General features: G+C 62.2%; 25 protein-coding genes and 2 pseudogenes. 10 read left to right on the forward strand and 17 right to left on the reverse strand.

From position 1 onward, the window contains the following. Positions 1–4: 4 nt before the first annotated feature. The 3 genes from RT21_RS04520 to RT21_RS04530 all read right to left on the reverse strand — a co-directional run bounded on the left by RT21_RS04520 (position 5) and on the right by RT21_RS04530 (position 1827). The gene (locus RT21_RS04520) at positions 5–682 is read right to left on the reverse strand and encodes an urease accessory protein UreF (RefSeq protein ID WP_046161790.1); all 678 of its coding nucleotides are present in this window, start codon (positions 680–682) and stop codon (positions 5–7) included. After that, positions 679–1179, reverse strand: a complete 501-nt coding sequence (ureE, locus tag RT21_RS04525) for an urease accessory protein UreE (protein WP_046161846.1) — start codon at positions 1177–1179, stop codon at positions 679–681. Before ureE ends, RT21_RS04520 begins: the two co-directional genes overlap by 4 nt. A gap of 165 nt (positions 1180–1344) precedes the next feature. After that, positions 1345–1827, reverse strand: coding sequence for a GNAT family N-acetyltransferase (locus RT21_RS04530; protein WP_046161791.1), 483 nt, complete (start codon positions 1825–1827; stop codon positions 1345–1347). A gap of 322 nt (positions 1828–2149) precedes the next feature. Here RT21_RS04530 and RT21_RS04535 point away from each other — a divergent pair, with 322 nt between their 5' ends. The 3 genes from RT21_RS04535 to RT21_RS04545 all read left to right on the forward strand — a co-directional run bounded on the left by RT21_RS04535 (position 2150) and on the right by RT21_RS04545 (position 5198). Then, positions 2150–3022, forward strand: a complete 873-nt coding sequence (locus tag RT21_RS04535) for a DMT family transporter (protein ID WP_046161792.1) — start codon at positions 2150–2152, stop codon at positions 3020–3022. Positions 3023–3116: 94 nt separating this feature from the next. Next, entirely contained in the window at positions 3117–3980 is an 864-nt protein-coding gene (locus RT21_RS04540) for an isocitrate lyase/PEP mutase family protein (RefSeq protein ID WP_046161793.1), read from the forward strand. A gap of 60 nt (positions 3981–4040) precedes the next feature. Beyond that, complete coding sequence (locus tag RT21_RS04545) at positions 4041–5198, forward strand: MFS transporter (protein WP_046161794.1); 1158 nt, start codon at positions 4041–4043, stop codon at positions 5196–5198. A gap of 11 nt (positions 5199–5209) precedes the next feature. On the opposite strand, the gene RT21_RS04550 is transcribed toward RT21_RS04545, so the two are convergent. Then, entirely contained in the window at positions 5210–5929 is a 720-nt protein-coding gene (locus RT21_RS04550; protein ID WP_046161795.1) for a TorF family putative porin, read from the reverse strand. Positions 5930–6215: 286 nt separating this feature from the next. Between RT21_RS04550 and RT21_RS04555 the strand changes: the two genes are divergently transcribed. Together RT21_RS04555 and RT21_RS04560 are read left to right on the forward strand one after the other, a co-directional pair. After that, positions 6216–6482 (forward strand): DksA/TraR family C4-type zinc finger protein, encoded by a 267-nt coding sequence (locus tag RT21_RS04555; RefSeq protein ID WP_045424134.1) that lies wholly within the window; start codon positions 6216–6218, stop codon positions 6480–6482. A gap of 97 nt (positions 6483–6579) precedes the next feature. Then, positions 6580–7026, forward strand: a complete 447-nt coding sequence (locus tag RT21_RS04560; RefSeq protein WP_045424137.1) for a hemerythrin domain-containing protein — start codon at positions 6580–6582, stop codon at positions 7024–7026. On the opposite strand, the gene RT21_RS04565 is transcribed toward RT21_RS04560, so the two are convergent. The 9 genes and pseudogenes from RT21_RS04565 to RT21_RS04600 all read right to left on the reverse strand — a co-directional run bounded on the left by RT21_RS04565 (position 7023) and on the right by RT21_RS04600 (position 15099). Further along, complete coding sequence (locus RT21_RS04565; RefSeq protein ID WP_046161796.1) at positions 7023–8210, reverse strand: GAF domain-containing sensor histidine kinase; 1188 nt, start codon at positions 8208–8210, stop codon at positions 7023–7025. The two genes, RT21_RS04560 and RT21_RS04565, sit on opposite strands and share 4 nt — an antisense overlap. A gap of 103 nt (positions 8211–8313) precedes the next feature. Further along, a pseudogene (locus tag RT21_RS24040) lies at positions 8314–8721 on the reverse strand (cytosine permease); the annotation flags it as partial. Position 8722: 1 nt separating this feature from the next. Continuing rightward, positions 8723–9749, reverse strand: a pseudogene (locus tag RT21_RS04570) (cytosine permease); the annotation flags it as partial. A 794-nt stretch (positions 9750–10543) separates the two neighbouring features. Further along, positions 10544–12244, reverse strand: coding sequence for an urease subunit alpha (gene ureC / locus RT21_RS04575; protein ID WP_046161797.1), 1701 nt, complete (start codon positions 12242–12244; stop codon positions 10544–10546). Between the two features lie 121 nt (positions 12245–12365). Then, positions 12366–12671, reverse strand: a complete 306-nt coding sequence (locus RT21_RS04580; protein ID WP_046161798.1) for an urease subunit beta — start codon at positions 12669–12671, stop codon at positions 12366–12368. Beyond that, on the reverse strand, positions 12668–13240 hold the full coding sequence (locus RT21_RS04585) for a GNAT family N-acetyltransferase (RefSeq protein ID WP_046161799.1): 573 nt from the start codon (positions 13238–13240) through the stop codon (positions 12668–12670). Before RT21_RS04585 ends, RT21_RS04580 begins: the two co-directional genes overlap by 4 nt. After that, positions 13237–13749 carry a GNAT family N-acetyltransferase gene (locus tag RT21_RS04590; protein ID WP_046161800.1) on the reverse strand — a complete coding sequence of 171 codons (513 nt, stop codon included), beginning with the start codon at positions 13747–13749 and terminating at the stop codon, positions 13237–13239. Before RT21_RS04590 ends, RT21_RS04585 begins: the two co-directional genes overlap by 4 nt. 72 nt (positions 13750–13821) lie before the next feature. Beyond that, positions 13822–14124: an urease subunit gamma gene (ureA, locus tag RT21_RS04595; protein ID WP_045424154.1), complete on the reverse strand. Its 303-nt coding sequence runs from the start codon at positions 14122–14124 to the stop codon at positions 13822–13824. A 141-nt stretch (positions 14125–14265) separates the two neighbouring features. Next, positions 14266–15099 (reverse strand): urease accessory protein UreD, encoded by an 834-nt coding sequence (locus tag RT21_RS04600; protein WP_046161847.1) that lies wholly within the window; start codon positions 15097–15099, stop codon positions 14266–14268. Positions 15100–15585: 486 nt separating this feature from the next. Here RT21_RS04600 and RT21_RS04605 point away from each other — a divergent pair, with 486 nt between their 5' ends. Genes RT21_RS04605 through RT21_RS04625 form a run of 5 tightly spaced genes read left to right on the forward strand, consistent with a single transcriptional unit; the run spans position 15586 to position 20101 of the window. After that, on the forward strand, positions 15586–16449 hold the full coding sequence (locus RT21_RS04605; protein ID WP_045424159.1) for a branched-chain amino acid ABC transporter permease: 864 nt from the start codon (positions 15586–15588) through the stop codon (positions 16447–16449). Then, positions 16449–17477 carry a branched-chain amino acid ABC transporter permease gene (locus RT21_RS04610; protein ID WP_046161801.1) on the forward strand — a complete coding sequence of 343 codons (1029 nt, stop codon included), beginning with the start codon at positions 16449–16451 and terminating at the stop codon, positions 17475–17477. The genes RT21_RS04605 and RT21_RS04610 overlap by 1 nt, the downstream gene beginning before the upstream one ends. Further along, on the forward strand, positions 17470–18237 hold the full coding sequence (locus RT21_RS04615) for an ABC transporter ATP-binding protein (RefSeq protein WP_045424165.1): 768 nt from the start codon (positions 17470–17472) through the stop codon (positions 18235–18237). The genes RT21_RS04610 and RT21_RS04615 overlap by 8 nt, the downstream gene beginning before the upstream one ends. Beyond that, positions 18224–18931: an ABC transporter ATP-binding protein gene (locus RT21_RS04620; protein ID WP_046161802.1), complete on the forward strand. Its 708-nt coding sequence runs from the start codon at positions 18224–18226 to the stop codon at positions 18929–18931. Before RT21_RS04615 ends, RT21_RS04620 begins: the two co-directional genes overlap by 14 nt. A gap of 24 nt (positions 18932–18955) precedes the next feature. Next, positions 18956–20101, forward strand: a complete 1146-nt coding sequence (locus RT21_RS04625) for an ABC transporter substrate-binding protein (RefSeq protein WP_046161803.1) — start codon at positions 18956–18958, stop codon at positions 20099–20101. A gap of 296 nt (positions 20102–20397) precedes the next feature. Here RT21_RS04625 and RT21_RS04630 read toward each other — a convergent pair whose 3' ends face one another. The 4 genes from RT21_RS04630 to urtC all read right to left on the reverse strand — a co-directional run bounded on the left by RT21_RS04630 (position 20398) and on the right by urtC (position 24237). After that, the gene (locus RT21_RS04630; RefSeq protein WP_046161804.1) at positions 20398–21159 is read right to left on the reverse strand and encodes an SDR family oxidoreductase; all 762 of its coding nucleotides are present in this window, start codon (positions 21157–21159) and stop codon (positions 20398–20400) included. Positions 21160–21446: 287 nt separating this feature from the next. Further along, positions 21447–22145: an urea ABC transporter ATP-binding subunit UrtE gene (urtE, locus tag RT21_RS04635; protein ID WP_046161805.1), complete on the reverse strand. Its 699-nt coding sequence runs from the start codon at positions 22143–22145 to the stop codon at positions 21447–21449. Between the two features lie 170 nt (positions 22146–22315). After that, positions 22316–23161 carry an urea ABC transporter ATP-binding protein UrtD gene (gene urtD / locus RT21_RS04640; protein WP_046161806.1) on the reverse strand — a complete coding sequence of 282 codons (846 nt, stop codon included), beginning with the start codon at positions 23159–23161 and terminating at the stop codon, positions 22316–22318. Continuing rightward, entirely contained in the window at positions 23158–24237 is a 1080-nt protein-coding gene (gene urtC, locus RT21_RS04645; RefSeq protein WP_046161807.1) for an urea ABC transporter permease subunit UrtC, read from the reverse strand. Before urtC ends, urtD begins: the two co-directional genes overlap by 4 nt. Between the last annotated feature and the right edge of the window lie 5 nt (positions 24238–24242).

The following is a 24242-nucleotide window of genomic DNA, read 5'->3' on the forward strand; positions in this document are numbered from 1 at the left end:
GTGCTCATGAGCGGAACAGCCGGCTGTATTGGCGCTCATGCGCCATGCTCGTCAGGGACAGGCCAAAGGCGGCGCTGCCCCAGTGCTCCGGCTCGATAAGGGTTGCGTCGCGCTGGGCCTGCTGCAGGGTAACCAGCAGTTGGGAGGTCAAGCTTTGTGCCGCTTGCTGGCCGAGCGGCAGGGTTTTCATCAGCACCGCCAGCTGGTTTTCCAGCCAGCCCCAAAGCCAGGCGGTCAGTGCATCCTCAGGGCCAATGCCCCAGGCACGTGCGGCCAGAGCCCAGCCAAGGGCGAGGCCGGGCTCGTCGATGCGCTGAAACAGAGCGCGGGCCGGGGCGTCGAGTTCGGGCAGATTGTCCAGCAGTTGCTTTAGTGAATAGCCCATCTGCCGGCTTTCCAGCCGTAGCTCACGGGTTTCGCGACTGGCGCGATGGCAATCGGCAAGTCGCTCGAGTTCTGTCCAGTCTTCAGCAGCTGCCGCCTGGCAGTGCGCTAGCAGCAGCGGCGCTTCAAAGCGCGCCAGATTCAATAACAGCTGGTCGCCCAGCCAACGGCGGGCGCTGGCTTCGTCGCGTACTCGCTCGCATTCGACCGCCATTTCCAGGCCTTGCGAATAGCTGTATCCACCGATCGGCAACTGCGGGCTGGCAAGCCGCAGCAACGCGAACGCAGCCGGATTCACGTGCGCACACCAAACTGATGCAGACGTGGCGCGTAGCTGAACTCGGCTTCGCCTGAGTGGGAGTGATGATGGCCGCCCCCGTAGGCGCCGTGCTCGGGCTGGAAGGGCGACTCGATGGCTTCGACACTGGCGCCCAGCTGCACCAGCATGTCTTTCAGTACGTAGTCGTCGAGCAGCCTCAGCCAGCCGTCGCCTACCTGCAGTGCCACATGGCGATTGCCCAAGTGATAGGCGGCGCGCGTCAGTTCGAACGCGCTGCTGCAGGTCACATGAAGGAGCTGTTCGGCGCGCGCCCGCACACGGACGACACGGCCATCCTCGGCGCGCAGGCATTCGCCGTCATGCAGCGGTTGCTGGCCGCGCTCGAGGAACAGGCCGACATCTTCTCCTGTGGTGGAGAAGCAACGCAGACGCGATTTGCTACGGGCTTCGAAGGTCAACTCCAGCTCGGCGTCGGCATTGGCCTGCGGGGAGGTGCGGTGATGGATGACCAGCATGGCGAGCAGTTCCGGTTGTGCGATTGGCACAAGCAGAGCAAGGCCCTTGCCAACCCGCCACAACAGAAGCGTCCCGCAGCCTGCAGGTTGTCCGTGCATGAAAATGGGGCTTTAGACTGTCCTGTTATGGTGCGCCTGTATCTAGGTCGCACCATCTACGTGCACTCAGTGCAGCGCCCGCACCATATAGACGGCGGGTATCTGGTAGCTGGCAAGGTTGCTGGCTTGGGGCGGCTCCAGCTCCGTGTGCGCTGCATAGCCGAGGCGAGACCAGAAGGCTTCGGACTCCTGCACCGAAACCAGCGCCGAGTAGCGCAGCTTCTGAGTGCGCGCCTGCTCGAGGTTCTTCTGCACCAGCGCCGGCCCGATGCCCCGGCCACTGGCCCGCCGGGATACGGCAAGGTCGTGCAGATACAGGCAGTCGGCTTTGGCGTGGGATTCGAAGTCGCCATCCAGCGGCGTCACCTTGCCGACCCGTGAGTGGTAGGCGAAGAGATAGGCGCAAACGCCCTGATCGTCCTCGGCTACCCAGGCCAGCTGCGGGCAGGCGGCTAGGCGGTTGAGGATCACCGCTTCGTCCTCGTGGACTTCGGCAGCATAGGATTCTTCCTGAATCGACATCACCGCAGGTATATCGCGCACCTGCATCGCTCGTATCTTGAACATCAAAACAACACTCGGACTGAAGCGGCCGGTAACGAGGCTCGCACGGGGGCGGCGATCATACGCGATTGTCGGGCGAGCGGAGCGGGCGCCGACAGACGTAGCGCATTACAGCCTGACGGGATGACAGTTGCGTGATCAGGTCACGAATCGACGTTCAGCAGACGCATCGACGAGTCAGAAGATGAACCTGCGTGGCAGGCTGGGGCGCACCTCTTCTGGTCGGATCGGCTCACGTCACCACTGACGAAATGGCGATTTATGGGCATAATTCATAGCTTGCTACCTATTGTCGCGGTTTCCCTCATTGAATAACTCTCACCGGCCCCTGCTTGGCGTGTCGCTGATTCTGGTTTCTTGCCTGACGCTCGCCAGTCACGACGGGCTGTCCAAGTATCTGACGCAGCTCTACCCCGTGTTTCTGGTTATCTGGGCGCGTTATATGGCGCAGACGGTGCTGATGCTCACCCTGTTCACGCCACACATGGGGCGTCGTGTGTTTCATACCCTGCGGCCGAAGCTGCAGATCTGCCGTGGCCTGAGCCTGGTCAGCGTCAGCATGCTGTTCATCAGCGGTCTGAGTTACATCCCACTGGCCGAAGCGACTGCAGTCATCTTCCTGACCCCATTGCTGGTTACCATCGCGTCCGCCTTGCTCGGCGAACAGGTCAGTCGTGCCCAATGGCTGGCGGTCGGCTGTGGGCTGATCGGCGTGATGATCATCGTGCGGCCGGGCGGAGCCTTGTTCACGCCGGCGATCTTGTTGCCGTTTGGCGCGGCGCTGAGCTTCACGGTTTATCAGTTGATCACCCGTCGACTCAGCGCCACGGATCATCCGGTCACCAGCAACTTCATCACCAGCGTGGTTGGCGGTCTGGTGATGAGCGTGTTGGTCTTCTTCAACTGGCAGACGCCAACGCTGCATGACGCGCTAATGATGGCCGGGCTTGGTGCCATGGCCATGAGCGGTCATCTGTTGCTGACCAATGCGTTTCGCTTTGCCAGCGCCGCTGCGCTGGCACCGTTCACCTATTCGCAGATCATCTTTGCTGGGGTGGTAGGCCTGGTTGCCTTTGGACATACGCCGGATTTCGGCGCCATTGTCGGCATGGCCATCATCATCGCCAGCGGGCTGGTCATGGCGTATGTGCAAGGGCGACAACCGCGTCCGGCACTGTGAAACACCGAGGCGTGCAATAGGCCGTCCGTACCACTACCAACACTGAACAGACAAGGGCGACTCGACCCTTGCGTGCGATTCATCAGGAACCCCCATGCAACGTATCTCTCATCACACCCTGCGCAGCGAGTTTCGTCGGCTGCTGGCCTCCGATCGCTGCTACCACACTGCATCGGTATTCGACCCGATGTCGGCGCGTATCGCCGCCGATCTGGAATTCGAAGTCGGCATTCTCGGTGGCTCGGTCGCCTCGTTACAGGTCCTGGCCGCGCCGGACTTTGCGCTGATCACCCTGAGTGAATTTGTCGAGCAGGCGACACGCATCGGCCGCGTATCACGGCTGCCGATCATCGCCGACGCCGACCATGGCTATGGCAACGCGCTGAACGTGATGCGCACGGTGGTCGAGCTGGAGCGCGCCGGCATCGCGGCGCTGACGATCGAAGACACGCTGCTGCCGGCCAAATTCGGGCGCAAGTCCACCGACCTGATCGGCATGTTCGAGGCGGTCGGCAAGATCCGTGCGGCGCTAGAGGCGCGTATCGATCCGGAGCTCGCGATCATTGCGCGGACCAACGCGGGTGTGATCGGCCTGGAAGAGGTGATCGCGCGCGTGCAGGCCTACGAGGCAGCTGGCGCCGATGGGATCTGCCTGGTCGGTATCGAGGATTTCGAGCAGCTGGAGCAGGTCGCGGAAAAACTCAGCGTACCGCTGATGCTGGTGACCTATGGCAACCCCAAGTTGCGCGACAACACCCGTCTGGCTGCGCTTGGCGTGCGCATCGTGGTCAACGGTCATGCGGCCTACTTTGCCGCGATCAAGGCGACCTACGACTGTCTGCGCGAGCAGCGTCAGATCGATGCGTCCGATCTCAACGCCTCGCAGCTGTCGGTCAAATACTCGACCGCCGAGGAATACATGGTCTGGGCCGAGGAATACATGCAGGTCAAGGAGTGACCCATCCCGCCTGGCGGGGTGCGCCGCCAGGCCTCGTTTTTACAAGTTAGCGGAGATCCGATGAGCCCACGCCTGCTGACCTTCATGGTGGCGTTCGCCGCCTTTCTCGGCCCGTTCACGCAGACGGTCTACGCACCGATTCTGCCGGAGCTGGGCGAGGCGCTGCAGACGACGCCGCTGCTGATCAACCTCAGCATTTCGATCTTCACCTTCGTTTTGGCGTTCATGCAGATCGTCTACGGCCCGCTGGTGGATCGAAGCGGCCGCAGGCGCACCCTGTTGCTGGGGCTGGCGTGCTACATCGGCGCGTCCATCGGCTGTTTTCTCTCGACCAATATCGAGACGCTGCTGGTGTTTCGTGCGCTGCAGGCGGTGGGTATCGCTGCCGGTGCGGTGGTGGCAGTGACGGTGATCGGGGATCGATTCGAAGGCGCCGAGCGTGTTCGGGCGATGGGCTCGTTCCAGATGATGGTGGCGCTGGGGCCGGTGGTTGGCCCGGTGGTGGGCGGCTTCATTGGCGAGCACGTCGACTTCCATTACGTATTTCTGCTGCTCGCGGTGGTCGGTGGCGTTGCGCTGCTGAGCAACGCCATCTGGCTGCAGGAAACCCGCCCGGCCGGTGGCACGCCTCGCGCCTTTCATCCCAGCGAGTACCTGGATGTGGCGCGCAATCGCCAGGGCCTGGCGATCATGGTGCTGAGCTTTGTTCAGTACTACGCGTTCTACAACTACCTGGTGTTCATGCCACGCGTGCTCGATGCCAGCTATGGGCTGAGTGCCAGCGAAAAGGGCTTGGTGTTTCTGCCACTGTCGATTGCTGTTGTGATCGGCAGCTTCGCCGGTGGGCGACTGTTGGGGCGCTGGCGTCCCCGTCCGGTGCTGGTGACGACCGCGGCACTCAATGCGCTCAGTCTGCTGCTGTTTCTCGCGGTTGCGCAGTGGTCGCTGGCGGCGCTGGTGGTCGCGGTAAGTGCGTTCGGGCTGTTCCTTGGCCTTTCGCTGCCGGTGCAGACCAGCCTGCTGATGGACCTGTACCCGCACAATCGCGCCACCGCCGTGGGCAGCTACAACTTCTTCCGCTTCATGGGCATGGCCACCGGGCCGGTACTTGGCTCATGGCTCTATCAGGACGGCAATCTTGGCCTGCTGTATGGCTTTGCGGCCACGGCCTTTCTTGTCGCCGTATGGCACGCGAGGATGCGCTTCAAGCAAAGCTGATCGGAGCATCGTTAGAACAGCGACCGCTCGGCCTTGAACATGAAGTAGCTCTCGCAATAGGTGTTCTGCCCCGAATAGACGCCGCACTCGCGGCCGCGAAGGCTCGAGTCGGTGTAGGAAAGATCCAGGCGCACGCCCAGCCAGGGGCGAGACAGGTTCAACGACCAGTCATTAAAAACTTCAACACTGCCACCGGGGTGGTACATCGGACTGTCCATCGAGTGGCTGGCATATTTCAGGCGCAGGTCCAGATCGAGTGGGCTGAGGGCACCCAGCTCCAGCAGCAGGGTGCTGTCGGTGCGCCCCGGTCGGCTGCTCAACGCGCCACCCAGCCGACTGCCAGCCAGATTGAAGCCTGCATAGACTTCGTGATGATCCGCTCCGTCCAGCTCGGGGAAGCTGTAGCGGATCACACCCAGCTCGTAGCCTGGCGCCTGGTCGAAGCGGGGCTGGACATAGCCGATGTAGCTGTCCAGCTCCAACTGGTTGCCCTCGATGATGCCCATGCTGGGCGCCCACTGGCCGACATACAGGCCACTGTCGTGAGTCAGGTCCAGTCCGCCGCGGAAGGTGCTGGCGGCCGTCGGGTTCACCAGCCCTTGGGCCATGCTACGGGTGGGGGTCGTGCCGAGACGCAGGTCGAATTGGCCGACTTCGCGTTCAAGCACTTCCGGCTGGCTGGCGCATCCGCTCAGGCCAATTAACAGCGCCGGCAGGATCTTCGTGTGCATCACCGCTTCCCTGGGGGTGTGTTTACAGAAGGTCGGCGGACGACCTCGACGAGGCAAGTCCCGAGATAGAGCATCTGTGGTGGGCTTGCCGTTCAATCGGCTGGAAGGATAGACAATGCAATGTGGCGCTGAGGTCCGTTCGTCGATTTGACGCCAACGGATCGACGGGTGGTTTTTCGTTTGGAGGCTCGGAAATGCGGGTCAAGCCAGTCGCATTACTGAACGGTGCCCGGGGCAGGTGTTCCAAGCTAGAACACTGTTAGACCTGGCTTGCTGGGAGGTCGCGATGGCTACGGGTTGGGCGAATGAGGGTGCGGTTCAGGAACAGATCGACAGCACCATCGAAGATGCTGTGCAGCGAGCGCGCAGTCGGCTGGGGCAGGGCGAGAGCCTAACGCACTGTGAGGAATGCGACGCGAAGATTCCCGAGGCGCGGCGGCAGGCCGTGCCCGGTGTCAGGTTGTGCGTCAAATGCCAAACCGAACGGGACAAACAGGAAGCCAAATTCAGCGGTTACAACCGCCGCGGCAGCAAGGACAGCCAACTGCGCTGAGTGCGTGACAAAAAAACGCGCCGGTAAGGGCGCACTCGGCGCTCCTGTGCCTGTCACACATCGCGTCCCCACAGGTTCACGGAAGAGGAATATACCCATGATGATTTTCGAAGCGTTGCGCCAAAGCCACGATATCCAGCGTGATCTGTCTGAAAAGTTGGTACAGACCCGCGGTGACAGCGCCGAGCGGCAAGCGATTTTTGCTGAACTCAAGCACGAACTCTGGGTGCATTCGGTGGCCGAAGAGCGCCATTTCTATATCCCTCTGATGCGTGATGACAGCGGGGTCGACCTGTCCCGTCATGCGATCGCCGAACACCATGAAATGGATGAGATGGTCGAGGCGCTGGAAGAAACCGATCCCAGCAGTCCGAGCTGGCTTGTGCAGGCACGCAAACTGTCGGACAAGGTTCATCACCATCTTCAGGAAGAAGAGCACAAGTTCTTCCAGATGGCCGGCAAGATCCTCAGCGATCAGCAAAAGAGTCAGCTAGCCGGTGCGTACCTGGGCGCTTACGACGTCATGAAGGCTGAGCACGCCTAGAGCGCACGCGCTTCGGTGGGCATGCTGAAAACGAAGGTCGTGCCCGCTTCGGCTGTTGACTCTGCGCGCATGCTGCCGCCATGCGAGCGCGCAATTTCATTGGCGATGTAGAGCCCCAGACCGAGGCCGGACTGGCTGCTTGAGGGCTCGCGCCAGTAAGGCTGAAACAGATGATCCAGCCGTTCCGGTGGAATCGGCTCGCCCTGGTTGTTCACCGACAGCAACAGCCATCCTTTTTCGATCACCGCGCGGACCTGTACCCGGCCATCCGTTGACCCATGCACCAGCGCATTGGCGAGCAGATTGGACAGCAACTGCGCGACGCGATCCGCATCGCAGCGGACCCCGTCGAGCGGAGCGATGTCGGCTTCGATTGCGCGTTGCGGATTGGCGCTCTGCATCTCCGAAACGATATGCGTCAGGGTGACGTGAAGGTCCTTGCACTCGCGGTTCTGCAGCGGAATTCCATTGCCCAGCCGGCCGCGGGCGAAGTCCAGTACATCGTCAACCAGGCGTGATGCGCGACGGGTCGCAGTGAGCATGTGCTCGGCAATGCCGGTGATCGAGGCGTCCTTCGTGCGCCTCATCAGCAGCTGCGCGCCGGACAGAATCGAGGAGAGCGGATTGCGAAGGTCATGCCCGAGCAGGGCGATGAATTGCTCCCGCAGTTCTGCCGTCTGCTGCGCATCGAGCAGGGCTGCCTCGGTGGCTTCGAACTGCTCTTCCGCCTCCAGCTGAATGGCCAGCAGCTTGGCGAAAGATTCCATCATCGGCAGGATCGGCATTTCTGACAGATTCGCAGGCAGCGGATCGAGTGCGCAGACGGTGCCGAAAAAACTGCCATCGGTGCGAAACACAGGGGTCGAGATGTAGCTCTCGAAGCCATACATCTTGGGCGTGTGATGGTTGCAGTAACGCCCGTCCTCACTCACCTTGCTGATGATGATGGTTTCGTGAGATGCGCGGATTTCGTGGCACAACGTGGTGGTCACGTCCAGCTCGCCGCCGACCTGCAGACCGAAGTTGGTCCGGTCGAGCACGGCGCACGCTGTCCAGGAATCTTCGGTAACTCGCGCCACGGCGGCGAACCGTAACCCGGTGGTCTCGGAGATCACCCGGAGGATCGCCGGCACGGCGTTGATACGGCTGATCGCCGAAATGTCGTCGGTTATCGATCGGTTCATGCAATGTCATGGCGGCGCGTGATGATGGCCGCGCACTTTATCACGCACCGTTTCGAAGAGCGGAATCGAGCCGACTATCTGCCGACCCGACCCGCCCAGGGCATTACGCTTGGGTCGTCAGGGGAGGGGTTGCAACGGCCGGAACGATTTGTTTGCGCATCAGCAGGTAATGCACCACGGCGCCAAACAAGGCGCCCAACAACCAGGCGAAGCCCGACAGGCTTTCCAGCCCCGGCGTCCAGACCGACGCAACGGAAAAGATCGAGCTCACGCCAAACGCGATGACCGCTTTACGGTTCCAGCCGGCGTTGAAGTAGTAGGTCGAGCCGGGTTTCGCGCTGAACAGTTGTTGTACGTCCAGCCGCTGCCGACGAACCAAGTAATAGTCGGCGACGATGATGCCGTATAGCGGTGCCAGCACGGCGCCCAGCGTGTCGACGAAGGCGGCAATGCCCACCGCACTGATGAACGATACCCACAACGCACCGATGAAAAACGCGATAGCGGCGGTNCCAGATTGGCGATGTCGTAGGCTGGCGGGATGAAGTTGGCGACCAGGTTGATGCCCACCGTGGCGGCGAAGAAGGTGATCGCAGCAATCAGCGTGAGGCCGACGTTGTCGATGCGCGCAACGATGTCGGTCGGGTTGGTCAGCGTCTCGCCGAACACCACAACGGTACCGGCGGTGATCACCAGCGCAATCAGCGAAAAGATCGCCAGACTCACCGGCAAACCGAGAAAATTGCCGATGCGCATCTGTCGCTCGCTCTTCACGAAGCGGGCAAAGTCGCCGTAATTGATCACCACGGCCGCGAAGTAGGCCACCATGGTGCCGACCACGGCGGCGAAGGCGGCGATGGGACCACCAGCGTAGCTGCCAGTGCCCCTGAAGATCGTACCCAGCGCGCCAGCAAGGCTGGGGCCCGCCTTGTAGCAGATGGCGATCATCATCGCGATCATCACCAGATAGACCAGCGGCCCAGCCCAGTTCAGAAAGCGCGTCACCCAGTCCACGCCTCTAATGAACAGCGCAACCTGGAAGACGCAGACGATCACATAAGCGATCCAGTCGATGGCGGTCAGCCCCAGCAGCGTGGCTTCCGAGCCTGGCCCCGCCAGAGTGCGGATCAGCAGCGCCACCGCGGTCGAGGCGAAATAGGTCTGCACCCCGTACCAGAAGATCGCCACGATCCCGCGCACCACAGCCGGAAAGTTAGCGCCGCGTACGCCCATGCTGGCGCGCGCCATGACCGGGAAGGGGATGCCGTATTTGACGCTGGGTTTGCCGGTCAGCTGCACCAGCCCCATGACGATGAAACCCGCCAGCACGATCCCGGCAAGCACGGCCCAACCGTTCAGGCCGTAACTGATGAACAGCGTCGCGGCGAGGGTGTAGCCGAACAGGCTCTGGATATCGTTCGACCAGACGTTGAAGATCTCGAACCACCCCCACTTGCGTTTGGCGGGGGCGAGCGGGGCGAGGTCCTCGTTGTACAGAGTGGGGTCTATTTGCTTGATCCGGAAATCGTCGTGATTCATAGGTGGGCGCTCTGTGCAGATTATTGTTCGCTTTTTGTATGCAGTTCTTGTTCCGCGTATGGCAGGATCGCGAGAATTTAAGGGTCGACCGATGGTCAATCTGGTCTACGCCTCAACAAAGGTTAGACACGGCGGGAGTTATCGTTAGATTTTTTTGTATACAAAGAATGGTGTGATGCTGAGCGATTCGGTTAATCCTTTGCTCATTCCTGAAGCACGGCGTTCGATGACGCACGCTAAGCGTGCAGTCGGGGGCAATTCTTAGCTGCATGAGCGGGTGCGAATGTCTACGGCACCATCAACCAGTAGCTCTGAGCGTCAACGGACACCGTTGTCGCCCCTGTAGGAGCGAGCTTGCTCGCGATCAATGCTAGCGCGGCTTCGCAACAACAGAACATGGATCGCCAGCAAGGACTGGGCGTCCCCCTGGCTCCTACAGATGCCGCGGCGATCATTGCGAACCAAGCACGGCGCTTTTCGTAGGAGCGAGCTTGCTCGCGATCAGGTGCTGGCGCGGCTTCGTATCAACTGAACTTAGTCGCCAGCAAGGACTGGGCGTCCCCCTGGCTCCTACAGATGCCGCGGCGATCATCGCGAACCGAGCACAGCGCTTTTCGTAGGAGCGAGCTTGCTCGCGATCAGGTGCTGGCGCGGCTTCGCAACAACAGAACATGGAACGCCAGCAAGGACTGGGCGTCCCCCTGGCTCCTACGGAGTGGTGTGGCGGGGGCAGCCCGGACTGCTGCTCTTCGCTGCCGCCCCTCACTACTCAAGATTTCCGCCTAGCTACCTGATCAGAACAGGAAGTAGCGCTGCGCCATGGGCAGCACGTCCGCCGGCTCGCACCAGAGCAATTGCCCGTCCGCGCGCACCTGGTAGTTCTGCGGGTCGACCTGGATGTCCGGCGTGTAGTCGTTGTGGATCAGGTCCTTCTTCTGCACCGAGCGGCAGCCCTTTACCACGCCGATCTTCTTCTTCAATCCCAGCTGCTCGGGCACGCCAGCGTCGAACGCCGCCTGGCTGATGAAGGTAAAGCTCGACGCATGCAGCGAGCCACCGTAACTGGCGAACATCGGCCGGTAGTGCACCGGTTGCGGTGTCGGGATCGAGGCGTTGGCATCACCCATCAGGCTCGCGGCGATGGCGCCGCCTTTGAGGATCAGCGTCGGCTTCACGCCAAAGAACGCCGGGCGCCAGAGCACCAGATCGGCCCACTTGCCCACTTCGATCGAGCCCACCTCGTGGCTGACGCCATGGGTGATCGCCGGGTTGATGGTGTACTTGGCGATGTAGCGCTTGGCGCGGAAGTTGTCGTTGCCCGCGCCGTCACCCGGCAGGGCACCGCGCTGCTTTTTCATCTTGTCGGCGGTCTGCCAGGTGCGGGTGATCACTTCGCCGACGCGGCCCATGGCCTGGCTGTCGGAGCTGATCATCGAGAAGGCACCGAGGTCGTGGAGGATGTCTTCGGCGGCGATGGTCTCGCGGCGGATACGGCTCTCGGCAAACGCCACGTCCTCGGCAATGCTTGGGTTGAGGTGGTGGCAGACCATGAGCATGTCTAGATGCTCGTCGATGGTGTTGCGGGTGAACGGTCGCGTGGGGTTGGTGGAGCTGGGTAACACGTTGGGCAGGCTGCAGGCCTTGATGATGTCCGGCGCATGGCCGCCACCGGCACCCTCGGTGTGGTAGGTGTGGATGGTGCGGCCCTTGAAGGCGCCGAGGGTCGTCTCGACGAAACCGGACTCGTTGAGGGTGTCGGTGTGGATCGCCACCTGCACGTCGTACTGGTCGGCGACGTTCAGGCAGTTGTCGATGGCCGCCGGGGTGGTGCCCCAGTCTTCGTGGAGCTTGAGGCCGATGGCGCCGGCCTTGACCTGCTCGATCAAGGGTTCGGGCAGCGAGGCGTTGCCCTTGCCGGTGAAGCCGATGTTCATCGGAAAGGCATCGGCGGCCTTGAGCATCATCGCCATGTGCCAGGGGCCGGGTGTCACGGTGGTGGCGTTGGTACCGGTGGCCGGCCCGGTGCCCCCACCAATCATGGTGGTGACGCCGCTCATCAAGGCTTCTTCGATCTGCTGCGGGCAGATGAAGTGGATGTGCGAGTCGATGCCGCCGGCGGTGAGGATCATCCCTTCACCGGCGATGACTTCGGTCGCGGCGCCAATGGCAATGGTCACGTCCGGCTGGATGTCCGGATTGCCGGCCTTGCCGATGGCGGCGATGCGCCCGTCCTTCAGGCCCACGTCCGCCTTGACGATGCCCCAGTGATCGAGGATCAGCGCGTTGGTAATCAGGGTGTCGACCACGTCGGCGGCGCGCAGCTGACCCTGGCCCATACCGTCACGGATCACCTTGCCGCCGCCGAATTTCACTTCCTCGCCATAGGTGGTGAAGTCTTTCTCGACCTCGATCCACAACTCGGTGTCGGCCAGGCGCACCTTGTCGCCGACGGTGGGGCCGAACATGTCAGCGTAGGCTTGGCGGGAAATCTTCATTGAATCTCATCCTGTCCGTAGGGTGGGCAACGCGAAGCTTGTCCACCAGCAATCTGGGTGGTGGAAAAGCCTTCGGCGTTTTCCACGGGGGTGGCCATCCACCCAACGAAATAACGCTGCGTCAGAGTGCGCCCATCACCCGTCCGGCAAAGCCGAACACCCGGCGGTCCCCGGCCAAATCGACCAGTTCCACGTCGCGGCTCTGGCCTGGCTCGAAGCGCACGGCGGTGCCGGCCGGAATGTTCAGCCGCATGCCACGCGCTGCGGCTCGGTCGAAGGCGAGCGCATCGTTGGTTTCGAAGAAGTGGTAGTGCGAGCCGACCTGGATCGGACGGTCGCCGCTGTTGGCCACACAGAGGGTCAGGGTGCGGCGGCCGACGTTGAGCTCGATGTCGCCGTCCTGGATCTGGTATTCGCCGGGAATCATGAAGACCTCATGGAGAGACGTTTGTAATAGAGAACGGTGGGGTGATAGGTGCCGTCAGGCCGTGCGGCGTAGTCGGGGATTTCTCCGGCACGTTGATACCCGAGCCGTTGGTAAAAGGCTTCAGCGGGACTGCCCGCTTCTGTATCGAGGTACAGCAAACCGCGTTGCGTGCGTACCGCTTGATGCTCAAGCGCGTGCATCAAACGCGCGCCGATGCCGCGCCGGCGAGCAGCCTGATGGACCAGTAGTTTGTTGACCTCGGCGCGATTGAGTCCGTTGGGTTTGAGACAAAGTGCAAGCTGGACGCTTCCGACGATGCTTTGGCCCTCGGTTGCCACCCACAGGAGAGACTGACGGGTGTGGAGCGCCTGCTCGACCCCGTCAAAGTAGTCGTGCGCCTGTCCTGCCTCCAGATCATCAAGGAAACCGACAGAAGCTCCCCGTCTGACCGCATCAAGCAGCAACTCGACCAGGCCGTCGCGGTACGAGGCGAATTCACCGGCATCCACCGAGACGATGTTGATCGCATCGTTTCGATGACCGACAACCTGGTCGAGCGGAGCAGTCATGGCAGCTTCCTCTCCGGTGTCAGTACCAGCTGCATCAAAGTCAGATCCAGCCAGCGATCGAACTTGCAGCCCACCTGGCGCATCTGGGCTGCATGGGTGAATCCGAGTTGTTGGTGCATATGGACCGATGCGCGGTTCTCGCTTTCGATTGCCGCGACCATTACGTGCTTACCAAGCTGCCGGGCGCGCTCGATAAGGGTCTGCATCAGGCTGCGGCCGATGCCGCTGCCGCGGTGGTCAGGGCTGACATACACTGAATTTTCGACGGTATGACGAAAGCCGTCGTGGGGGCGCCACGGGCCGAACGAGGCGTAGCCCGCGACCTGTCCGTCCTCGTCGATCGCGACCAGCACGGGATAGCCTTGTTCGTGGCGCTCGGCCAGCCAGGCGCGGCGGTTGTCGAGGTCGACCGGCTGGTCGTTCCAGATCGCCGTGCTGTTCTGTACCGCGTCGTTGTAGATTTCTAGGATGCCTCCGAGGTCGGCGTCCAGGGCGTCACGTATCTGCACGTTCAATTCCTTCCAAGCGTTTCGGGGTCATCATCGTTGCGGCCATGGCCGTAGTAGACATTGACCCGTGTTTCAAGCGATTGGTTGATGCACGGTGACCAGCTTGGTGCCGTCCGGGAAGGTGGCTTCGACCTGGATCTCCGGGATCATTTCCGGCACGCCTTCCATGACCTGATCACGAGCCAGCAGTGTGGTGCCGTAGTGCATCAGCTCGGCGACCGTCTGGCCATCGCGGGCACCTTCGAGCAGCGCGGCGGATATGAAGGCCATGGCTTCCGGGTAGTTGAGCTTTACACCGCGGGCGAGGCGACGCTCAGCCACCAGCCCTGCGGTGAAAATCAACATCTTGTCTTTTTCTCTCGGCGACAAATCCATAACGGCTCCAATCGTGGCGGTGGATATCGCTTTTCGCATCCACCGGCTGGTGGTGGCAACCACACAGCGAATTTCGGGCGGCCATGCATCTGGCGCTGGCCGGCGTAGGGTGGATAACGGCGGAGCCTTACCCACCGCAGTTCATGTACTCCAGATCCTCGGTGGCACCGCCTCGCGATCGAGCAGCTCAGGTCGCAACAACCGCCACAGGTCGATCAGCCAGGCCCGTGCATGCAACGCCTCGCCAGCCAGGCAACGCCCGACGAGCATGCCTGGCAAGTGTGTCAGATCGCCCCGCACCCGGTTCGGAAGCGCACGGCAGCGCTCCAGCAGCTCGGCACTGATCTCGCCACTGACAATCATGGTGGCGAATACGGGGTGGCCGTCGAGACCGATCGGCGAGTCCAGTAGCCCGTCGTTGCCTGTTACACGCTGGCGCTCGTGCCAAAGCAGTTCGCCGTCGCGGCTGATGTTCAGCTGTGCCTGGAAATGGCCCGCGTCGAAGCGCTCGCCGCTGGCCGGTCGGCCGAGCGCGATGATGTCCCAGTAGAACAGCCGCGCATCGCCTTCTAATTCGATCGATGTGCTCAGCTCGGCCTGCGCTGCGCAATAGACGATGGTTTCTTGTGGCAGCCACTCCAGCGTCGCGCCGGCCTCGACGCGCAAGTGCACGTTCTGAAAAGCCGGGCCGCCTGCGCGATACCACTTCGCCGCGCCGGGGCTGGTCAGCTGGGCCCAGGCGCCGCTGCCGACCGCGGCACTGATGTCCAAACGATCACCGCCGGCAATCCCGCCCGGCGGGTGCACGATGATGTGCTGACAAACCTCCGGACCCTCGGGATAGAGATGCTTCTGAACCCTCAATGGGCCGCTGTGACGGCGTAATACCGGGCGTGTCCCATCGTCGACGCGGGCATATCCCAGTTCGAGTTCGGCGTTCCAGTGGGGCGTGAACAGCGGAGTCAGAGCAGTCATGAACCGTGAGATCAGCAAGTGGTTGAACCAGCCGAGCAATAGTCGTGCCTCTCGCGCCACCGCGGTGCGCTGCGGCGCTTGCTAGCCTGGTGGGCAAGTAAATGAGCCGGTCGATGGTGAGGTTGTTGGCTTTTGTTGCCCTCCAATGGTGCGTGCGAAAGGTTTTGCGTGGGGCGTGATCCACTTTGGTGCGCTTCAGTGAGGCCTTGTTGCGACGTGCTCGGCTTGATCGAGCGGCGATTCGTTGAAGCTTGATCTGAGCGATCGGGCAGTCACTGAAATAGCTTGTTGCCAGCATCACGCTGCTTTATGGGCCTTTATCTCTTCCGAGCTGCTCGTTTGACGAGGGTGCGAGCGAGTGCCAATGTCAGTCAGGCGAAGAGTCCGACTTGCCCGGCGGCGGTGGCATGTTCGACCGGCTTGACCGGGAGGAATCGGCAGTCGCTCGGTGGCACACATAACAACAAGATCCACGGAGACGCCGCATTGAATCTATTGTTCCAGCAAGTGCTCAACGGCTTGACCCTGGGCAGCATCTACGGTCTGGTCGCCCTTGGCCTGACGCTCGTTTACGGCATCCTGCACATTCCCAACTTCGCCCACGGCGCGCTGTACATGGTCGGCGCCTTCGCGTCCTACTACTTCATGACCGACATCGGGCTGCACTACTGGATCGCCATGCTGGCGTCCGGTGTGGTGGTGGCCGTGCTGGCGGTGCTGTCCGAGCGGTTGGTGTTTCACCCGCTGCGCAACGCGCCGCCGATCCACGACAAGATTGCGGCGATTGGCATCCTGCTGTTCCTCGAAGCGGTGGTGCAGATGCTCTGGGGCTCGGACTTCCGCCGCATGGCCTCGCCCTATGGCGGCATCCTCAACTTCGATGGGCTGATCATCCCCGAGCAGCGTCTGCTGATCATCGTCGGTGCCTTCACCCTAATGCTGGCGCTGCACCTGTTCCTGCGCAAGACGATGCTCGGCTCGACCATCATCGCCATGGCCCAGAGCCGCGAAGGCGCGTTCCTTGTGGGCATCGACTCCAACCGCGTGGCGATGCTGACGTTCGCCATCTCCGGCATGCTCGCCGCCTTCGCCGCAACGCTCTACGCACCGATCAACCTGGTGTACCCAGCGATGGGGCATCTGGTGATCATGAAGGCCTTCGTGATCATCGTGCTCGGCGGCATGGGCAGCATTCCGGGGGCGATCATCGGTGCCATGATCCTTGGCTTCGCCGAGAGCTTCGGCGGCTTCTACCTGTCCTCGGATTACAAGGACATCATCGCCTTCTCGCTGCTGGTGGTGATCCTGTCCTTCCGCCCGACCGGGCTGTTCGCCAAGGGGGCTCACTGATGCATCGTTTCGCGTCCTTACTGACCGGCCGCGGCGCCAAGCTGGTGCTGCTGGCATTGGCCCTGGCCTTCCCGCTGTTCGCCAAGAGCGAGTATCAGGTCTACGTGATGGCCAGCGCCTTCATTTGGGCGATTGCGGTCTACGGTCTGAATATCATCACCGGCTACTGCGGTCAGCTGAACCTGGCACACGGCGGCTTCTTCGCCATCGGCGCCTACACCCTGGCGATTCTCACCGCCGACCATGGCTGGAATTTCTGGCCCGCCTTCGTGGCGGCCGCGTTGGTTTCGGCCGCCGTCGGTGCGCTGGTAGGTATTGTCTCGCTGCGCCTGAAGGAGCACTTCTTTGCCATCTTCACGCTTTGCGTCGGCTTCATCATTTATCTGCTGATCGATAAATGGGAGGAGCTGACCCACGGCGCCATCGGCATTCGCGGCATCGCGGCGCCGGATGGCTTCGGACTGGTGGATTTCAGCCAGACGGTGCCCTTCTATTACCTCGCGCTGCTGTTTCTGATCCTGGCGATCTGGTTCGCCGGTCGCCTGGCGTCCTCGCTGCTGGGGCGTACCTTCATGGCCATTCGCAACGGCGATGCGCTGGCCCAGTCGCTGGGCATCGACCTGATGCGCAACAAGCTGCTGGCCTTCGTCCTTTCGACTACCTACGCCGGTATCGCCGGTGGGCTTTACGCCTCGATGATCCGCTTCATCGGGCCGGAGGAAGCCAACCCCAACCACACCTTCGACATGATCACCTACCTGCTGGTGGGCGGCTTCGGCACGCTGTTCGGGCCGCTGGCCGGTACCCTCGGCGTGGTTTGGATCACCCAGTCGCTGCAGTTCCTCGAGGACTACCGGATGATCATCTTCGGCCCGCTGATCGTGGTGCTGGTGATCTTCATGCCCCGCGGCGTCATCGGCACCTTCCTCGGCTGGAAGCTGCGCAAGGACACCGCAGCAGCGCGGGCCAAGGACCCACGCGCGGCTACCAAGGTCACCCCAGGCAAAGAGGTGAACAGCAATGCTTAAGGTCGAGAATCTGACCAAGATGTTCGGCGGGCTGGCAGCGGTACACGACGTCAGCGTCGAGTTCGAAGCGCGCAAGATCAACGCCATCATCGGGCCCAACGGTGCCGGCAAGAGTACCTTCTTCAACCTGATTTCCGGCGTGCACAAGCCGACCTCCGGGCGCATTCTGATCGACGGCCACGACGTTTCGCGGATGCGTTGCGACCGCGTGGCCCGGCTCGGCGTCGGGCGGACGTTCCAGACCACGCACCTGTTCGAGCAGGCCACGGTGTTGGACAACTTGATCGTTGGCCATCGCTTGCGGACCCGATCCGGCCTGTGGGACGTGCTGATCAACTCCAAGCGCCTGCAGCAGGAAGAACGCGAGTGCCGCGAGAAGGCCCGCGCCGCGCTGGATTTCGTCGGCCTGGCGCATCTGGAAAATCGTGTGGTGCTGGATATCTCACAGGAGGAGCGCAAGCGCGTGGCCTTCGCCCTGGCACTGGCCACGGAACCGAAGCTGGTGCTGCTCGACGAGCCGGCGGCAGGCGTCAACCCCGAGGAAACCGAAGGTCTTGCCGAGTTGATCCGCAAGATGCCCGAGCATGGTCTGACCGTGTGCCTGATTGAACACAAGATGGACATGATCATGGGCCTGGCCGACAAGATCATGGTGCTCAACTACGGCGAGAAGATCGCCGAGGGCACACCCGCCGAGATCAAGGCAAACCCGGCTGTCATCGAGGCCTACCTGGGGAGTGACTACGATGCTGCAGCTTGATCAGGTCGACGTCTGCTACGGCAGTTTCAAGGCGCTCACGCAGGTTTCCATGACCGTCGGCGCCGGCGAACTGGTGGTGCTGCTCGGCGCCAACGGTGCCGGCAAGACCACCTTGTTCAACACCATCAGCGGGCTGCTCAAGCCAACCGCAGGCAGCATTACGCTGGAGGGTAAGCGCATCGACGGGCTCAAGCCGTCCGGCCTGGTTGCCGCTGGCGTGGTGCACTGCCCGGAAGGGCGCAAGCTGTTCCCGCAGATGTCGGTTGCGCAGAACCTCGCCCTCGGCGCCTATCTGCATCGCCGCGACGGTGATGGCAACAAGCGCAACCTGCAGGAAGTGCTCGATCTGTTTCCCATCCTGCACGACAAGCGCAACCAGCCGGCCGGCTCACTGAGTGGTGGCCAGCAGCAGATGGTGGCGATCGGTCGTGCGTTGATGAGCCGCCCACGGTTGCTGATGCTCGACGAACCCTCGCTGGGGTTGGCGCCGCTGGTGGTTAACCAAATGTTCGACGTGATCTCACGCATCAACAAATCCGGCACCAGCGTGCTGCTGGCCGAACAGAACGCCTTTGCGGCATTGAAAATCGCTCACCGCGCCTATGTCATCGAGGGCGGCAGCCTGGTGATGGAAGGTGACCAGCAGGCCATGCTGGGTAACGAAGCCGTGCGCAAGGCCTATATCGGCGCCTGAAGAGTCATGACCCAGGAGATAACAATGAAAACGCTCAAAGCGCTTGGAATGGCGATTGCCACCCTGACCGCGGCCCAGGCCAGCGGCGTATATGCCGAGCAAACGCTCAATATCGGTTTCACCGGCCCGCTCAGCGGAGGCGCCGCGCTCTACGGCGAGAACACCCTGTCCGGCCTGCGCATGGCGGTCGATGACGCCAACAAGGCCGGCGGCCTGAAAATCGGCGATGAGACCTACAAGGTCAATCTCATCAGCCTGGACGACAAGTACTCACCGAGCCAGGCCGCCACCAACGCCAAGCGCCTGGTGAAAGAATCCAACGCCGCCGCTGTGTTCGTTCCGCATACCGGCGGCGTGTTCGCGCTGCAGGATTTCAACGTCGGCGACGACTTCTTGATCATGGCGTACACCAGCGTGCCCTCGGTGACTGAGCAGGGCAATCCGCTCACCGTACGCATTCCGCCAGAGTTCACCGGCTACGTCGATGCCTTTTCCGACTATGCGCTCAAGCATCATGGCAAAAAGCTCGGCATCGCCGGCGCGACCCACGAGTACGCCAAGATCTGGACTGACATGATGACCAAGGCCTGGGAAGAGAAGGGCGGCGAGATCGTCGAAAGCAATCCCATGGACTACAACAAGTCGACCGACTTCTATACCGGCGTCAGTCGCGTGATCGCCTCGAACCCGGACGTGATGTTCGTCGGCGGCGCCTCGGAACCCACCGGGTTAGTCATGCAGCAGGCGCGGCAGCTTGGCTTCCAGGGCGGTTTCATCGTCATGGATCAGGCCAAGCTGGATGAAATCGCCGCGGTCACGGGCGGTCTGGATCTGCTGGAAGGCGCTATCGGCGTAGTGCCGCTGTCCGAATACGAGGGCGAGGCGGCCAAGGCGTTTGTCGAGCGTTACAAGCAGGCCCACGGCAAGGTGCCGGGCTCCGAAGCGGCCTACAACTACCTGGCCTTTCATACGTTGGCCAAGGCTATGGAGCTAGCGGGCAGTACCGATCCGCAACAGGTGCGGGCGAAGATGGCCGAGGCGATCAGCGCGCTCGACCCCAAGTACAACCTCTATTCGATACAGGGCATCACCGACAAGGGCGGCTTCATCACCCCGACCACCATGGCGGTGGTGGAAGACGGCAAGATCGTGCGCAAGGAAATCGAGTAATCCTCCACAGCCAAACGGCCCTTCTGGGCCGTTTCGGTGACAGGCTTCTGCAGTCGCTCTCGATCTTCTTCATGCCCTGCAGGGAGACCGTCTTGCTCCGGTCCCCTCTGACATCTCTCTCGCTTTCAAGCGAAGCTGGCTCAGCTGCAAGCACCGCCCGGCACAGCTTTTCTATCGTCGAGGTGCCCCATACAGTCGTCGGTAACGGAAGCATCACCGAAGGGTAGGACGCATACGTTCGCCGTTATGAGGCACTTAGCGTAGAGGCGAAACTCACGCATCCCTCTGCGCCGTCTTTACTGGTCCCGATCAATATTGAACGGCGACCAGGCCTGTCGGGTAGGCATGACTTCGAGTCGGTTGATGTTGATGTGGTCGGGCAGAGTCGCGACGTAGAAGATCTGCTCGGCAATGTCCTCGGCGGTCAGCGGGGTAGTGCCGCGGTAGAGATTGTCCGAAGCCTCCTGATTGCCCTTGGTGCGGACCAGCGTGAACTCGGTCTCGGCCATGCCGGGAGCGATATCGGTGACCCGTACGCCGGTGCCCAGCAGGTCGCAGCGCAGGTTGTAGCTGAACTGCTCAACGAACGCCTTGGTAGCACCGTAAACGTGGCCGCCCGGGTAGGGCCAGTGGCCGGCGACCGAGCCGATGCTGATGATGCTCGCGCCCTTGCCCGTCTCGATCAGACGCGGCAGTAGCGCATGAGTAACGTTGACCAGGCCGGTCACGTTGGTGTCGATCATGGTGTGCCAATCGTTCAGATCAACTTTCTGCGCGGGCTCCGGGGCGAGCGCCAGGCCCGCATTGTTGACCAGCGATTTGACCTGGCGAAATCCGTCGGGAAGCTTGGCAATCACCTGCTTCACCGCCTCGGCGTCGCGTACGTCGAGCGTGGCGATGTGCACCGGGACCTTGGCCGACAGCTCTTCCTTCAGCGCTTCGAGCCGCTCATGGCGGCGTCCGGTCAGGACCAGCGACCAGCCGGCCTCGGCAAAGCGGCGGGCAGTGGCTCGGCCGAAGCCGGATGTCGCACCCGTGATGAAAACCACGTTGTTCATGCAGGACCTCTTGTCTGTTCGGGTAGGCAGGCCGTACGCGGCCGACCCAGGGAGCTTACTGCCTCAGACCGCCAAGAGCAGCAGCCAGTTGCCCACCACAGGCGAGTCAGGTGGTTAACGGAGTGGCTAGGCTAAAGGGGCAGACGAGTCCGACCTCGCGGCCGTCCGGGCGTAGTGCTAGCCGCTTGATCAGCAGGGAGTATGTTTGCAAAGGGTGCGACGCCAGACCGAACGCGGCGCCCATCAGCCATGGACGGGTCAAAAAGGCTCGCCACCAGGGCGAGCTTTCAGATTGCGACCAGGCCGCGTACACCCTCGGCTTCCATCGTCTCGCCACGGCCCTGCTGGATGATTTCGCCGCGGCTCATCACCAGATACTGGTCGGCCAGCTCGGCGGCGAAGTCGTAGAACTGTTCCACCAGCAGAATCGCCATGTCACCGCGGGCGGCGAGTTTCTTGATCACCACACCGATCTCCTTGATCACCGAGGGCTGGATGCCTTCGGTGGGCTCGTCGAGGATCAGCAGGCGTGGCTTGCTTGCCAGTGCGCGGCCGATGGCCAGTTGTTGCTGCTGACCACCGGAGAGATCACCGCCGCGGCGGTGCTTCATCTCTTTCAGGACAGGGAACAGCTCGTAGATGAACTCGGGGACTCCCTTGGCCTCCTTCGCGCTGAAACGGGAAAGCCCCATCAGCAGGTTTTCCTCAACCGTCAGGCGCCCGAAAATTTCCCGGCCCTGCGGCACGTAGGCAATCCCGGCGTGCACGCGCTGGTGCGGCTTGAAGCTGGTGATCGGCTTGCCTTCCCAGTTCACCGCCCCTTCCTTGGCCGGAATCAGGCCCATCAGGCATTTGAGCAGTGTGGTCTTACCGACGCCGTTGCGCCCGAGCAGGCAGGTGACTTCGCCGATCTGCGCGTCAAAAGACAGGCCACGCAGGATATGGCTGCCGCCGTAGTACTGATGCAGTTGCTGGACTTGCAGCATGTGCGACTCCTTCACTTTGGTGGATAAGCCTCTGGCGTTATCCACCCTACGATTAGGTTTGCGTTGATGCGGGCGTGGACGTTCGGCGGGCGTAGGGTGGATGACGCTTCACCCATCCACCATGGGATGCCAGGGTGGATGAGAAGGGCGCCATCCACCCTCCGAATCAATCACCGCCCGAGATAAACCTCGATCACCCGCTCATCGTTCTGCACGTTCTGTAGCGAGCCCTCGGCCAGCACCTGGCCTTGATGCAGCACGGTGACGTGGTCGGCGATGGTGTCGACGAAGCCCATGTCGTGCTCGACCACCATCAGCGAATGCTTGCGCGCCAAGCTCTTGAACAGTTCAGCGGTGAACTCGGTTTCGGCGTCGGTCATGCCGGCGACCGGCTCGTCGAGCAAAAGCAGCTGCGGGTCCTGCATCAGCAGCATGCCGATTTCGAGAAACTGCTTCTGGCCGTGGGACAGCAGCCCAGCCGGGCGATTGCGTGACGTCTCCAGGCGAATGGTGCCCAGCACTTCGTCGATGCGGTCGCGCTGCTCGCCGTTGAGCTTGGCTTTCAGGCTGGCCCACACCGACTTGTCGGTCTTCTGCGCCAGCTCCAGGTTCTCGAACACGCTCAATGCCTCGAACACCGTGGGTTTCTGGAACTTGCGGCCGATGCCGGACTGGGCGATCTCGACTTCACTCATGCGCGTCAGGTCGAGGGTGTCGCCGAAGAAGGCCGTGCCGCTGTCCGGGCGAGTCTTGCCGGTGATGACGTCCATCATGGTGGTCTTGCCGGCGCCGTTGGGGCCGATGATGCAGCGCAATTCACCGACGCCGATGTAGAGGCTGAGATTGGTCAGCGCCTTGAACCCATCGAAGCTGACGTTGATGTCTTCAAGGCTGAGGATGGTGCCGTGGCGGGCATCCAGGCCGGCGCCTTTCACGCGACCGAGGCCGATGGCATCGCGGCCGCTGCCGCTGGCGTCCACCGGGTCGATCAGTTCGGGTACGGGTGCGGTTTTCATCCTTCGCCCCTCCGGCGCAGCAATCCGATGACGCCTTTCGGCAGGTACAGGGTGACGACAATGAACAGCGCGCCCAAGGCGAACAGCCAGTACTCCGGGAAGGCCACGGTGAACCAGCTCTTCATGCCGTTGACGATGCCAGCGCCCAGCAGCGGCCCGATCAACGTGCCGCGCCCGCCCAGGGCGACCCAGACGGCGGCTTCGATGGATTGCGTCGGTGCCATTTCGCTGGGGTTGATGATGCCCACCTGCGGCACGTAGAGCGCGCCGGCCAGGCCGCAGAGCACGGCGGACAGCGTCCAGATGAACAGCTTGTAGCCGCGTGGATCGTAGCCGCAGAACATCAGGCGGTTTTCCGCATCGCGCAGCGCGGTGAGTACGCGACCGAACTTGCTGCGCGCTAGTTTCCAACCCAGCAGCAGGCTGCCGGCCAGAAGCGCCACAGTGGCCAGGAAGAGCGCGGCGCGGGTGCCCGGTGCGGTGATGTCGAAGCCGAGGATACGGGTGAAGCCGGTAAACCCGTTGTTGCCGCCGAAGCCGGTTTCGTTGCGGAAGAACAGCAGCATGCCGGCGAATGTCAGCGCCTGGGTCATGATCGAGAAATACACACCCTTGATCCGCGAACGGAAGGCGAAGAAGCCGAAGACGAAGGCCAGCAGGCCCGGCGCCAACACTACCAAGCACATCGCCCAGAGGAAGCTGGAGGTGCCGTACCAGTACCAGGGCAGCTCGGTCCAGGCGAGAAAGCTCATGAACGCGGGCAGCCCGTCGCCAGCGCTTTCGCGCATCAGGTACATGCCCATGGCGTAACCGCCGAGGGCGAAGAACAGGCCGTGGCCGAGCGACAGCAGCCCCGCGTAACCCCAGACCAGGTCCAGCGCCAGTGCGACGATGGCGTAGCAGAGGATCTTACCGACCAACGTCAGGGTGTAGGCCGAGACATGGAAGGCATTGTCCGACGGTAGAAGGTGCAGCAGCGGCATGGCCAGAAGGACGACGAGCACGATGCCGAGTGCGACGGCAGTGAGCTTCGGTCCGGCTTTCTGCGCGGCGGTGAGGGTGAGTTGCTGGTTCATAAGTA

The organism is Pseudomonas sp. 10B238, assembly GCF_000970615.1.
In the GTDB taxonomy this organism is placed as follows: Bacteria; Pseudomonadota; Gammaproteobacteria; order Pseudomonadales; family Pseudomonadaceae; genus Stutzerimonas.